Raw genomic sequence first — 15,002 nt, forward strand, 5'->3', positions numbered from 1 at the left:
GCCCCGAGTTCCGGCGCCCGAACGCCGACGCCTGCCCCAGCGTCGGGTCTCCGGCGCCCGATTCTCCCCATCCCACCCTCTGCCCCTTGCCATGCCTAAAGACACCGAGGCGGAAACGATGTCCGAACCTGATCGCCCCCAGCAGGTGCCCATCGCGATCGTCGGCGCCGGCGCGCTCATGCCCGGCTCGACCGACGTCGGCGGCTTCTGGCGCACCATCGTGAACGGGCGGGACCTCATCACGGATGTACCGGCGACCCACTGGCTCGTCGAGGACTACTACGACCCCGACCCGTCGGCCCCGGACCGGACGTACGGCCGCCGCGGCGCCTTCCTTTCGCCCGTCGACTTCCCCTCCCTCACCTACGGTGTGCCCCCTAACACCCTGGAGGCGACGGACACCTCCCAGCTGCTTGCCCTGATGGTGGCCGACCAGGTGCTGACCGACGCCACCGGCGGCGACCTGGCGAACCTCGACCGCGACCGGGTCAGCGTGATGCTGGGCACGGGCGCGCTGGAGCTGCTGTACAGCATGTCCAACCGGCTCCAGCGGCCCGTATGGCTCAAGGCGCTGCGCGAGCACGGCGTGCCCGAGCCGGACGCCCAGGGCATCTGCGAGCGCATCGCCGGCCACTACGTGCCCTGGCAGGAGGCGACGTTCCCGGGGCTGCTCAGCAATGTCGTGGCAGGCCGCATCGCCAACAAGTTCGACCTGCACGGCACGAACCACACCGCGGACGCCGCCTGCGCCAGCTCGCTCGCCGCGCTGTCGGCCGCGGTCAACGAACTCGCCCTCGGCAAGTCGGACATGGCGATCGCGGGCGGTGTCGACACCCTCAACGACATCGTCATGTACATGTGCTTCTCCAAGACGCCGGCGCTGTCCCCGACCGGCGACTGCCGCCCGTTCTCGGACGCCGCGGACGGCACCATCCTCGGCGAGGGCCTGGTCATGCTGGCCCTGAAGCGACTCGCCGACGCCGAACGCGACGGGGACCGGATCTATGCCGTACTGCGCGGCATCGGCAGCGCATCCGACGGCCGCGCCACCGCCATCTACGCCCCGCTGCCGCAGGGCCAGGCCCTCGCCATCCGACGGGCCTACGAGTCCGCCGGGTACGGACCGGAGACCGTCGAGCTCGTCGAGGCGCACGGCACCGGGACCAAGGCCGGAGACCTCGCCGAGTACACCGGGCTGCGCGGAGTCTTCGGCGAGTCCGGCCGAGCGGACGGGTCCTGGTGCGCGCTCGGCTCGGTCAAGTCGCAGATCGGCCACACCAAGTCCGCGGCAGGCGCGGCGGGGCTGCTCAAGGCGGCTCTGGCGCTGCACCACAAGGTGCTGCCGCCCACCATCAAGGTCGACCGCCCCAACGCCAGGCTCGACCTCGGCAGCGGCCCGCTCTACCTCAACACCGAAGCCCGCCCGTGGGTGCGCGACGCCGCCCATCCCCGCCGCGCGTCCGTGTCCAGCTTCGGCTTCGGCGGCAGCAACTTCCACGTCACGCTGGAGGAGTACGTACCGAAGGAGGGGGCAGCCGCACGGCCCGCGCCCCGGTCCCGTACCGCCCCGTCCGAACTGGTGCTGCTCGCCGCCGACTCGCCCGAAGAGCTGCTGGCCGAGACGGAGCGGCTCGCGGCCGACCAGCGCGAGCCCGCCACGGTGGCTCTCGGCACGCAGCTCTCCTTCGATCCCGGGCGGCCCTTCCGGCTTGCCGTCACCGCCGAGAGCACCGGCGACTCCTCCGACCTGTCCGGCAAGCTTCGCCAGGCCGCCGCCCTGATCCGCAGGGATCCGAAGGCAGCTTTCTCGGCCCCCTCCGGTATCCACTACGCGACCGGTCCCGCCGATCAGGGCCGTACCGCCTTCCTCTTCACCGGGCAGGGCAGCCAGTACGTCGGCATGGGCGCCGACGTGACCATGCACGTCCCCCAGGCCCAGGCAGTCTGGGACCGGGCGGCGGACCTGCCGCTCGGCGACCGGCCGCTGCACCGGGTCGTCTTCCCCGTGCCGGTCTTCGACGACACCGACCGCGCCGCCCAGCAGGCCCTGCTGACCGAGACCGAATGGGCGCAGCCCGCGCTCGCCGTCCAGAGCCTGGCCCTGCTGTCCGTGCTGGACGCGGTCGGCGTACGGCCGGACTGCGTCGCCGGACACAGCTTCGGCGAGCTGACCGCACTCCACGCCGCGGGCGTCTTCGACGCGGACACGCTGGTCCGCATGGCGCGCAGGCGCGGCGAGCTGATGCGGGACGCGGCGGCGACCTCGGGCGCGATGCTCGCGGTCGCCGCGCCGCGCGAGGAGATAGAGGCCGTGCTCGGCGGTGGTCCGGACGCGGAGGGGCACATGGAAGGGCTGTGGACGGCCAACCACAACAGCCCTCGGCAGACGGTGCTGTCGGGCACCGAGGAGGCAGTCGACGCCGCCGAGCCCAAGCTCGCGGCCGCCGGGTTGACGGTGAGGCGACTGAACGCCGCGACCGGCTTCCACAGCCCTCTCGTCGCCCCGGCGAGCGAACCCTTCATGGACTTCCTGCGCGAAGTCCCCTTCACATCTGCTCGGTTGGAGGTGTACGGCAACTCCGACGCGGAGGTCTACCCGGACGACCCCGACGAGATGCGCCGCCGCGTCGCCGACCACCTCGCGCGGCCGGTGCGGTTCGCCGACGAGATCGAGGCGATGTACCGGGACGGCGTGCGCACCTTCGTCGAGGTGGGTGCCGGCGCGGTGCTGACCCGGCTGGCCGGCGAGATCCTCGGCGACCGCCCGCACCTGGCCGTCAGCCTCGACGCCAAGGGCCGCAACGGCATGACGAGCCTGCACGACGCCCTCGGCCGCCTGGCCGTGCACGGGATCGCGGTGGACTTCGCCGCGCTGTGCGTCCCGTATGCCCTGCCCACCACTGACGACACGACGAACGACGACGCGACGGACGAGACGACCGGCCGGAGGCCGCAGATGACCACCCCGATCCAGGGCAGCAACCACGGCCGTCCCTACCCGCCGCCGGGCGGCGCCGGCGAACTCCCGCCGCCGAACCCGGTCGTGGACCCGGTCCCGACACCGGCCCCCGTCGCGAGCCAGCCGGTGCCGGTGCCGGTCACTGCCTCGGGCCCGGCTCCTGTCGCGATCCCGGCTCCGGCGGCGGCTCCGATTCCGGCGGCCGCGGCCGCCGCGGTGCCATCCCAGTGGCTGCATCCGGTGGTGGTAGCCCAGCAGCAGACGGCCGAGGCACACGCGCGGTACCAGCAGCAGGCGGCCGAGGCCCACGCGACGTACCAGCGGCTCATGGCGGAGAGCCACGCGGCGTTCCTGAGGGCGTTCGAGGGCTCGTACGGCGGCGCGTACGCCGAGCCGGCGGGCGTACCGGCAGCCCCGGTCCCCGCCGTTGCCCCGGTCCCTGCCGTCGCCCCGGTTGTCGCGGTCGCCCCGGCCGGACCCGGCGCCGAGACAACGACGGCCGCAGCACAGCAGCACGCGGTGCCACCGCGCGCTGTGCCACCGCACGCTGTGCCGGAACCGGTCCTCGTAGCTCCGGCCGCTTCGGAGGCGGTGGACCTGGAGGGTCTGTTGCTGTCGATCGTGGCGGAGAAGACGGGATATCTGGTGGAGATGTTGGCGCCGGACATGGATCTCGAGGCGGATCTGGGGGTGGATTCGATCAAGCGGGTGCAGATTCTGTCGGCGTTGCGGGCGGAGGCGCCTGGTCTGCCGTCGGTGGAGGCGTCCGAGCTGGGCCGGTTGCGGACGGTCGGCGACATCGTCGGCAAGCTGCGCGACGGCGCCGAACTCGTAGCGCCCACTGCCCCGATGTCCGTGGACCTGGAGGGTCTGTTGCTGTCGATCGTGGCGGAGAAGACGGGATATCCGGTGGAGATGTTGGCGCCGGACATGGATCTCGAGGCGGATCTGGGGGTGGATTCGATCAAGCGGGTGCAGATTCTGTCGGCGTTGCGGGCGGAGGCGCCGGATCTGCCGTCGGTGGACACGTCCGAGCTGGGCCGGCTGCGGACGGTCGGCGACATCGTCGGCAAGCTGCGCGACGGCAGTGGCCCCGTGCCGTCGGCCGCACCGGCCGCCCCCGAGGCCGCCCGACCCGCCGCCACGGGCGGACTCGTGCACCACGCGGTGCGGACCGTCGCCGCGCCCCCGTCCGGGCTGGAGATGCCCGGGGTGGGCGGAGGCCTGCTCGCCGTCACGGACGACGGCGGAGGCGTCGCCGCCCATGTCGCGGAGCGGCTGAACGCGCACGGGCTGTCGGCCGCGGTCGTCAGCGAGGTCCCGCAGGACGCGTACGGAGTCGTCTTCCTGGGCGGTCTGCGCGACACGGCGACGCCCCAGGAGGCGCTCGCGGTGCACCGCGAGGCGTTCCGCATCGCACGGGCCGTGGCGTCGCGCTTCGAGAGCGGCGGCGGGGTGTTCGTCACCGTGCAGGACACCGGCGGAGACTTCGGCACAGGAGGGCGTGCGGGCGTCCGCGCCTGGTCGGGCGGGCTCGCCGCGCTCACCCGCACGGCCGCCCGGGAGTGGCCCGACGCCTCCGTCAAGGCCGTCGACTGCGAGCGCGCGGGCCGGACGCCCGAGGCCGTCGCCGAAGCGCTCGTACGGGAACTGCTCACCGGCGGAGACACGATGGACGTCGGCCTGCGCGCCGACGGCTCCCGCCTGACGGTGTGTGATGTCGAGGTAACCGCTGAACCCGCCGCCGACTCGGGGAGCGTCGGACCCGACTCCGTGATCGTCGCCACCGGAGGCGCGCGCGGGGTCACCGCGGCCTCGCTGCTGGCCCTCGCCCGCGCCCGCCAGCCGCGTATCGCGCTGCTCGGCCGCAGCCCGCTCGACGAGGAGCCCGAGGCGCTGCGCTCCGCCGTCGACGAGGCGGCGCTCAAGCGGGCCGTCATCGAGCAGGCCCGCCGGGAGAGCGCCGGGCGCCCGCCCGCCCCCGCCGAGGTCGGCGCCACCGTGGCCCGGGTGCTGGCCGCCCGCGAGGTTCGGGACACCATCGCCGCGCTGGAAGAGGCCGGTTCCAAGGTCCGGTATCTCGCCGTCGACGTACGGGACGAGACGGCGGTCGCCGCGGCGCTGGACGAGATACGGCAGGAGTGGGGGCCGGTCACCGGCATCGTGCACGGAGCCGGGGTGCTCGCGGACAAGCGCCTCGCGGACAAGACCGACGAGCAGTTCGACCGGGTCTTCGACACCAAGGCCGGCGGGCTGCGGGCGCTGCTGGCCGCCACCGCCGACGACCCGCTCGAGGCGCTGTGCGTGTTCTCCTCCGTCGCCGCCCGGTACGGCAACGCGGGCCAGAGCGACTACGCCATGGCGAACGAGGTGCTCAATCAGGTCGCCTGCGCCGAGCGGGCGGCCCGGCCGGGTTGCAGGGTCACCGCCATCGCCTGGGGCCCCTGGCAGGGCGGCATGGTCGACCCCGCGCTCGAAGGGCACTTCCGGAGCCAGGGCGTGGAGCTGATCCCGGTCGAGGAAGGGGCCCGGGCCTTCGTCGGGATGTTCGCGGCTCCCGGCCCCGACGGCCAGGTCGTCGTGGCGGGCGGGGGCGTGGCCGACGCCTTCGGCGGCTCGGCGCGGCAGGAGACCACCGCCGGGATACGGCTGACAGACGACTCCCATCCGTACCTGCTGGACCACACCATCGGCGACACGCCCGTACTGCCCCTGGCCATGGCCCTGGAGTGGCTGACCGCCGCCGCTCGGACCGGCCACCCGGGGGCCGGGGCTCCCACGGCGCTGCTGAACGTGAACGTGCTGCGCAGGGTCGCCCTGGACGATCTGGACGGTGCCGGTCACCGTCTCGTCGTGCAGGGGCGGCGCGACGGTGCGGCCAATGGTCCCCTGACGCTCCGTCTCCTCGGCGAGGGCGGCGTAGCGCACTACAGCACCGAGGCGGCGGCGACCGAGGCGAACACCGCCCCCGGAACGTGGACCGCACCCGCCGACCTGAGGCCGTCCGACCGCGCCGAGATCTACGACGGGCACGTCCTCTTCCACGGCCCCCGGTTCCAGGCCCTCCGCTCGATCGACGGCGTGTCTCCCGCCGGGGCGACCGGCACCCTCGTCGGCCTGCGCGAACTGGGCTGGGACGACCGGCCGTGGTGGACCGACCCGGCCCTCACGGACGGCGGCCTCCAACTCGCCGTGGTCTGGGCGGAGCAGACGCTCGGCGGGGCGACGCTGCCGATGTCCGCGGCCGGGTACCGGGTCCACCGCACCGGTCCGGCCGCCGGACAGGTCCGCTGCGTGGTCCTGGCGAGGGACGTGCGGGCCGAGGGCGCCACATGCGACATCGGCTTCCTCGACGAGGACGGTTCCGTGCGCGCCGAACTGCTCGGCGTGTCCCTCGTCCTGCGCCCCTCCTGACCCGCCGCGAACGACCGGAGAGCGAGACACCACGCATGCGATTCGAACCGATCGCCGTCGTCGGGCAGGGCTGCGTACTCCCCGACGCGCTGGACCCCGGCACCCTCTGGGAGAACATCGCGGCCGGCCGGGTCAGCCTGTCCTCCGCCCCCGACGGACGGTGGCGGCTGCCCCGGTCCCTGGCCATGGGCACAGCCGAGGACCCCACGGACCGCACCTGGACCGACATGGGCGGCTACGTGCGGGGCTTCGGCTCCGTCTTCGAACCGGACGCCTACCTGGTCGGGCCCGAGCGGATCACCGGCCTCGACCCGGTCTTCCAGTGGGTACTGCACGGCGCACGCCAAGCGCTGCACGACAGCGGGCAGCAGGGCCCGACGCCCCGCGCCGGTCTCGTACTCGGCAATCTGTCCTTCCCGTCCGCCGCGATGGCGCGCTACGCCGAGCACGTCTGGCGGGATGAACAGCCGCCCGCAGTAAGGGAGTTGTGGGCAGCTGCGGAGGACCGTGAGGGCGGTCGTCCGGACGCCCGGAACCGCTTCTCCTCGGGCCTGCCCGCGCACTTCGCGGCACGCGCCCTGGGCCTGGGGGCGGGCGCGTACGCGGTCGACGCCGCGTGCGCCTCCTCCCTGTACGCCGTCAAGCTCGCCTGCGACCGGCTGCACGACGGCACGGCCGACCTGATGCTGGCAGGAGCCGTCAACTGCGCCGACGACCTCTTCATCCACCTGGGGTTCTGCGCCCTGTCGGCGATGAGCCGCACCGGGCGCAGCCGTCCCTTCCATCGCGGCGCCGACGGGCTGGTACCGGCCGAGGGCGCGGCCTTCGTCGCGCTGATGAGGCTGCGTGACGCCGTCGCGGAGGACCGGCCCGTCCTCGGGGTGATCCGCGGCGTCGGCCTGTCGAACGACGGCCGGGCCGGCGGGCTGCTGACCCCCGCCGAGGACGGCCAGGTCCGCGCCATGCGGCTGGCCTACGAGTCGGCCGGGATCGACCCGCGCACGGTGTCGCTGGCGGAGTGCCACGCGACCGGCACACAGGTGGGCGACGCGGTCGAGATCCGCTCCCTCAGCCGGGTGTTCGACGGCTGCGACGGCCTGCCGGTCGGGTCGGTCAAGTCCAACCTCGGCCATCCGGTGACCGCCGCCGGGGTCGCCGGGCTCCTCAAGGTCCTCGGCGCGATGCGGGCCGGCATCCGGCCCGCCACCGTCGGAGCGGACGAACCGGCCGACGCCCTGGACGGCACGCCGCTGCGGCTGTTGCGCGAGAACGAGCCGTGGGACGGCCTGCGCCGCGCCGCCGTCAGCGCCTTCGGCTTCGGCGGCAACAACGCGCACCTCGTCGTGGACGCCTGGGAGGGGACGCCGGGCACGGTCTGCGTGCCGGTGCCGCCGACGGCCTCGCCGACGGGCTCGACGACGGCCCCGACGGGCCCAGCCACGGTGGCGGATCCCGGTTCCGATGGCGGCCCCGACAGCGGTCCCGGTCCCGTCGCCATCGTCGCGATCGGCGCCCGCGTCGGCGACGGAACCGACGTACACGACCTCACGCGCGCGCTGCTGGACGGCACGCCGACGTCGGATCCGCGCACCACGGTGGACGTCGAGCTGGCGGGACTGCGCTTTCCGCCGCGCGACCTGGAGCGCGCCCACGCCCAGCAGCTGCTGGTCATGGAGGCCGCCCGGGAGGCGGTACGCGAGATCGCCCTGCCGAGGGAACGGACCATGGTGCTCGTCGGCATGGGCTGCGACCCCGAGGTCGCGCGCTACCACGCCCGCTGGCGGGCCGCGGCCTGGTCGGGGGACGGTGACGTCGGTGAGGCGTTCGCCCCGCCGCTGGACGCCGCCGGTGTGCTCGGCACGATGCCCAACGTCGTCGCCAACCGCCTCAACGCCCAACTGGACCTCGCCGGACCGAGCTTCTCGGTCTCCGCCGAGGAGGCATCCGGCCTCGTGGCCCTCGACCTCGCCGCGCGTGCGCTCGCCGCGGGCGAGGCGGACGCCGCCGTGGTCGGCGCCGTGGACCTGTCGCACGAGCCGGTGCACCAGGCCGCGCTCACCGAACTCGGCATCGACCGGGCGCCCGGAGACGCCGCCGTCGCACTGGTGCTCAAGCGCCTCACCGACGCGCGCCGGGACGGCGATCCGGTGATCGCACTGCTCGGCGAACCCGGCCCGGAACCGGCTGACATGACCGTGGGTGCACAGGTCGCGGGCGCACAAGTCCCGGGCCCTCAAGCTCCGGCCGCACCAGTCCCGGGCCCTCAAGCTCCGGTCCCTCAAGCTCCGGGAGCCCCAGCCCCGAGCGCCCCAGCCATGGGCGCCGGAAACGGGAAGCTGGGGCGCCGCCCCGGCTTCGACCCCGCCGCCCTGTTCGGCACCGCCCACGCCGCCACCGGCCTGGTCGCCGTGGCCTGCGCGGCACTCGCCCTGCACCACCGGGCCCTGCCGGGAGCCGTCGGCGAACCGGCTGCCCCGGCCCTCGGTATCCGTACGGCCGATGTGGTCGTCACGCCGCTGGACGCACCGCCCGCCCGCGTCCGGCTGAGCGCCGCCGACGACACGGACACGGCCGCGTGGCTTGCCGCACCCCCGCCCCGGCTGCACGTCTACTCGGGCCGGGACCTGCCCGGCACCCTGGCCGCGCTGGCCGCCGGACACGAGTCCGACACGGGCCCGGCCCGCCTGGTCATCGTCGCCGCGACAGCCGAAGAGCTGACCGAACGCGCGGCCGCCGCCCGCCGCTGGCTCAGCGGCGAGAGCATCCGCCCCGACGGAGTGGCCTTCCGCGAGAAGCCACTCGACGGCGAGGTCGCCTTCGTCTACACCAACGGCTCGGCGGCCTACCCCGGCATGGGGCGCGAACTCATGCTGGCGTTCCCCGCGATCACCGCCGAACTGGAGTCCCGCTGCGGCCCGCTGGAGGAGACCGTCGGCTGGGCCTACCGCAACCACCCGGCAGGCGACGGCGACGGCGACGCGCCCCGCCACGGCCACGTACTCGACCAGATCTGGGGCGCAGCCCTGCTCGCCCAGTTCCACACCGAGATCAGCCGCCATGTGCTCGGCATCGCACCGGGGGCCGTGCTCGGCTACTCGTCGGGCGAGTCCGCCGCGCTGGTCTCCATGCGCGCCTGGCGCGACGTCCGCTCCCTGGTCACGGACATCCGCGGTTCCGAGGTCTTCGCCCGCGGTGTGGTCGGGGAGCTCGACGCCATACGCCGTGCCTGGGCCAAGGCCGGGGTCCGCGGCGACCGCTGGGCGAGCTACATCGTCAACGCCCCCGTCGACGCCGTACGGCAGCTGATCGAGGGAAGCCGGGCCGTGCACCTGATGGCCGTCAACGCCCCCGACATGTCCGTGGTCGGGGGCGAGGAGACCGAGTGCGAGCGTCTCCTGGCCGGTCTGCACAGCCTGCCGGGCGCGGCCCCGGGACACGCCATCCGCCTCGACTACGACATCGCCGTGCACGCACCCGAGGTCGAGGAGGTACGGCAGGAGTGGCGGCGGCTGCACCACCGGCCGACCGAGGCGGTGCCAGGCGTACGGTTCTACACCGGCGCGACCGGCGACTGGTACACGCCGACGCCCGACGCGGCGGCCGAGGCCATCACCGCGCAGGCCGTCGGCACCATCAACTTCGACCGCATGGTGGAGAACGCGTACGCCGACGGGGTGCGGGTCTTCGTCGAGCACGGCCCGCGCGGCCTGTGCACCGGCTGGATCGACCGCATCCTCGGTGACCGCGACCACCTCGCCGTATCGCTGGACGCGTCGGAAGGGCAGGGCATCCGCCGGCTGGTCAGATCGATCGCCGGGCTAGTGGCGGCGGGCGTGCGGCTGAACGCGGCCGCGCTGTTCGACCACTTCGCGTCGATCGCACCACCCCGCCGGGCAGCCGGCAGTCGGCTGACCTTTCCGGCCCACCCGCCGACGGTCCGGGTGCGGCCACCCGCGGCTGGGGCGGGAGCCGGGGAGCCTTCCGACGCCGGTACGCCATCCGGCCGGGACAGAGAGGCGGCCGCGTCTGCCTACGTGACCGCGGCGCGGCCGGGCATCCAGGACATCGTCCAGGACATGCCTCCGGCACCATGGCTGCCGCCGGTGCCCGTCCCGCTCACAGCACTGCCACTGCCACGGCCCGAAGCGGGCGTGCAGGAGATGCCCAGGGCGCCGTGGCTGCCGCCGTCTTCGCTCGGCGCCCCACCCGCATCGCTCCAGTCGCACCCGGAGGCCTCGCTCCCGGCGCAGCCGGACGCCGGCACGACCGGCGAGGCGGACACCGCGGCGGGTTCGGCAATTGCCGCGCTGTTGCCGCCGTCCGGCGAGGCACCCGCGGTGCCGGCATCTGCGGTCCTAACGGTGCCGGTGCCTGCGGTGTCGGCGGTGCCTGCGGTGGCGACGGTCGCGGTAGTCCCCACCGCCGCGGGCGGCCCCCAGTGGGCTCCGCCCCCGGCGCCCGCGGACCAAAGCCCGGCTGCCGCAGCGGTCGTCGGCACCGCCCGCCTGGCAGGCCTGCAGGCGGCGACGGCGGCGTACCAGAACGGGCTGGCCTCCGCCTTCCAGGAGTTCCTGAGCCAACAGGCCGGAGTACACCAGGAGTTCTTGGCAATGCGGCAACGGGCCGCGGCCGCGCTGCTCCACGGAGCTCCGTCCGGGCGGCTGACGGCGGCCCCGGCCGTCGGCCCGTCCTCCGCAACGGCCGGTGAAGGTACGCGGGTTGCCGGGGCACCGGCTCCGGCCGGTGCCCCGGCTGCGCGCCCCGCCCCGGCACTCGCGGCGGCGGTTCCGCTTCCCGTGCCGGCGCCCGCCGCGCCTGCGGCAACCACTTCGACCCCCGCCGCAGTGCCCGCCGCCCCGGCGGCAACAGCCCCAGTCCCGTCCGCAGCGGCCCCCGCACTCCCGACCACCCCCGCCCCGCCGCACGCGCACGCACACCACCCGGGCCCCAAGTTCACCCGCGACCAGCTGGAACAGCTCGCGAGCGGGCGGATCTCCGAGCTGTTCGGTCCGCTCTTCGCCGCCCAGGACGGTCTGCGCCGCCAGACGCGGATGCCGCAGCCGCCCATGCTGCTCGCCGACCGGGTCACCGGCATCGACGCGGTGCCCGCGTCGATGGGGACCGGCACCATCTGGACCGAGACCGACGTACGGCCGGACAGCTGGTACCTGGACCCCGCCGGCCGTATGCCCGCGGGCTTCATGGTCGAGGCCGGTCAGGCCGATCTGCTGCTCATCAGCTGGCTCGGCGCCGACCTGCGGGGAGACGGCGGCGACCGCGTGTACCGGCTGCTCGGCTGCGAGCTGACGTTCCACGGCAGCCCGCCCGTCCCCGGCGAGACCCTCCGCTTCGAGATCCGCATCAACGGGCACGGCGAGCACGACGGTGTGCGGCTGTTCTTCTTCCGGTACGACTGCTACGTAGACGACGAGCTCCGGCTGACCGTTAGGGACGGGCAGGCCGGCTTCTTCACGGACGCCGAACTGGCCGGAACCGGAGGCGTGTTGTGGGATCCGGCGGCCGACGCCCCGGACGCCGCGGCCCCGCTCGCTCCGCCCGCGCTGCCGCTTCCCGCATCCCGTCGCTCCTTCGGCGGGGACGCGGTACGAGCCTTCGCGGAGGGCCGCCCGTACGACTGCTTCGGCCCCGAGTGGCGCCCGACGCGCGCCCATGTCCGCACCCCGCGCATCGCCGACGGACGCATGCTGCTGCTCGGCGAGGTGACCGATCTCGACGCGACCGGAGGCCCCTGGGGGCGCGGCTATCTGCGTGCCGAGACCCCGATCCGCCCGGACGACTGGTTCTTCGCCGGGCACTTCAAGAACGACCCCTGCATGCCGGGCACGCTCATGCTGGAGGGCTGCCTGCAGGCGATGGCGTTCCATCTCGCGGCCCTGGGCTTCACCGCCGACCGCGACGGCTGGCGCTTCGAACCCGTCCCCGACACCGCGTACCGCATGCTGTGCCGCGGCCAGGTCACACCGGACAGCCGCCTGCTGACGTACGAGGTGTTCGTCCGCGAGCTGTCCGACGGCGCAGCGGGCGGCGACGGGGTCGGGGAGCCCGTCCTGGTGGCCGACGTCCTGTGCACGGTCGACGGGGTCAAGGCGTTCCTCGCCCGCGGCCTCGGTCTGCGGCTGGTACGGGACTGGCCGCTGGAGCACTGGCGCCTGCTCGGCCCGCCCGCGCGGCAGGAGACAGGCGCGCCCGTGCCGCTGCCCTCCCTCGGCGGTCTGGCGGGCCACCGCGAGAACACCGAGGCCGTGTACGGGTATCCGGAACTGCTGGCCAGTGCCTGGGGCCGGCCGTCGGAGGCGTTCGGGACGCTGTACGGGCCCGCGGAGGACGCACGCCGCGTACCCCGGCTGCCGGGTCCGCCGTACCACTTCATCAGCCGCATCGTCTCCGTCGACGGCCCGCCCGGCTCCATGGAGGCCGGTGTCGCGGTCGTCGCCGAGTACGACGTCAGCGACCGGAGCTGGTTCTTCGAGCAGAACAACAACCCCGTGATGCCGACGGCCGTGCTGATGGAGATCGCCCTCCAGCCGTGCGGATGGCTCGCCTCCTACGCGGGCTGCGCACTGAGCTCGGACAGGGATCTCCTCTTCCGCAACCTCGACGGCACAGCGACCGTCAGCGGCCACATCGGCCCGGACACCGCCACCGTGCGCACCCGCGCCGAGCTGCGGGAGATCTCACGCAACGGCGACATGATCATTGTGTCCTTCGAGGTCGAGTGCACCGCGGACGGCCGGCCGGTCTTCCGGGCCTCCACCGTGTTCGGCTTCTTCCCACCCGAGGCCTTCGCCGACCAGGCGGGCCTGCCGCCCACGGACGCCGAACTCCTGCGCCTGGCCGAGCCGTGCGACCGGACCCCGGCGCTGCGGACATCCCGACTCGCCGGACCGATGCTGCTCATGGTCGACCGGGTGACCGGCTACTGGCCGCAGGGCGGGGCTTCCGGACTTGGCCGGCTGCGGGCCGAGAAGGACGTCGACCCGGGGGAGTGGTTCTTCAAGGCGCACTTCCTCTCGGACCCCGTACAGCCCGGCTCGCTCGGCGTCGAGGCGATGTGTCAGCTCCTCCAGACGTATCTGATCGAAACGGGCGCGGGCAGCGGCCTCCGGCGGCCCCGGTTCGAACTCCTCACCATGAACCGCCCGTTGACCTGGAAGTACCGCGGCCAGGTGGTGCCCGCCAACGAACGGGTGACGGTCGAGCTGGAGGTCCACGAGACGGGCGAGGCCGAACGCGGCCGGTACGCGGTGGCCGAGGCGTGGCTGTGGGTCGACGGCAAGCGCATCTACCACGTACGGGACCTCGGAATGCGGGTAGTCGAAGGCGACCGCTACGGGGACGATGGACAAGGCAACACCGGAACCAGCACGAACACCGGCGCCGAGATCGTGCTCGACCCCGCAGCCGACGGCTGGCTGTCGGACCACCGCCCGACATGGACGGTGCCGGCGCTGCCCGGGATGTCCACCCTCGACCTGCTCGCGCAGGCGGCCGAGGCGCACACGGACCGCCCCGTGACCTCCCTGCGCGACGTCCGCCTGCACCGCTGGATACGGGTCACCGAGCCCCTCCGCCTCAGGACGGAGGTCACCGCCACCGACGGGTACGGGTCCGGCGGCGGCGAATTCACCGTAACCCTGCTGACCTGGCGTGAAGCGGCCACCGCCGCCCTGTCCCGCTTCGAACCGGCCGCGACCGCCACGGTCCGCGTCGGCGAGCGGGCCGCGGCCGACGGCCCTCCCGAGCCGTTCGCACCGCTGCAGGAGGCGGCTCCCGCCGAAGACCCGTACGCCTCGGGGGCGCTGTTCCACGGCCCGGCGTTCCAGTACCTGGTCTCGGTGCGTGCCGCGGCCAGCGGTGCGTCCGGTGTTCTCGACGCGGGACGGGGCGCGGTCCCCCGCGGTCTGCTCCACCCGGGCCTCCTGGACGCGGCCCTGCACGTGATCCCGCACGACCAGCTCTGGCGCTGGTCACCGGAGATCGGCAGGGACGTGGCCGCGTTCCCGCACCGCATCGCCGCGTTCGACGTATACGGTCCGATGCCGTCCGCCGGCGATGTGCACGTCGAGGCCCGGTTCGCCGGGTTCGACCAGGAGGACCGGCGGCTGCCCGCCTTCGACCTCCAGCTCTCGGCCGGCGGCCGGCTGCTGGTGGCCTTCCGCCTGGTGGAGATCCTCGTCCCCAAGGGACGGATCGCCACGGCCGATCCCGTCCTGCGCCGCACCTTCCTGCGGGACCGGCAGTACGCCGCGGGCATCGGACTGTCCGTGACCCGGGACGGGGTGACCCGCCTTTCGGCGGAGGACGCCGACCGGTTCGACTGGCTGCCGGGCACGGTCGCGGAGGTCTACGGTCTGCCGCCGGGAGCACGCGGCCGGGACCACCTGGCCGAGATCGCGGTACGGGACCACATCGCCCGCATCGCCCGCGTACACCCTTCGGCGGTCGTGGTGGCGGACGAGCTCACCAGGGGGTGGCCGGACGGCAGGCCCGACGCGGCGCACGTGGTCCGGGTCGGTCGGGACGGCGACCGGGTGGAGGTGCGGGACGCCGGGCCATCTCAACTGGTCCAGACCTATTGACGGTTGGTCCAGACCTTTCTATTCTCGCG

The 15,002-nt window shown here is 74.0% G+C and carries 2 protein-coding genes; both read left to right on the forward strand.

Annotated features, from left to right (window positions below; genetic code table 11):
* The first annotated feature begins 118 nt into the window (after positions 1-118).
* Positions 119-6,373, forward strand: a complete 6,255-nt coding sequence (locus ABT009_RS01085; protein WP_351288042.1) for an SDR family oxidoreductase — start codon at positions 119-121, stop codon at positions 6,371-6,373.
* 35 nt (positions 6,374-6,408) lie between these two features.
* Positions 6,409-14,973, forward strand: coding sequence for a beta-ketoacyl synthase N-terminal-like domain-containing protein (locus tag ABT009_RS01090; protein WP_351288044.1), 8,565 nt, complete (start codon positions 6,409-6,411; stop codon positions 14,971-14,973).
* Positions 14,974-15,002 lie beyond the last annotated feature (29 nt).

This window comes from Streptomyces sp. NPDC002896, assembly GCF_040295225.1.
Lineage (GTDB): Bacteria > Actinomycetota > Actinomycetes > Streptomycetales > Streptomycetaceae > Streptomyces.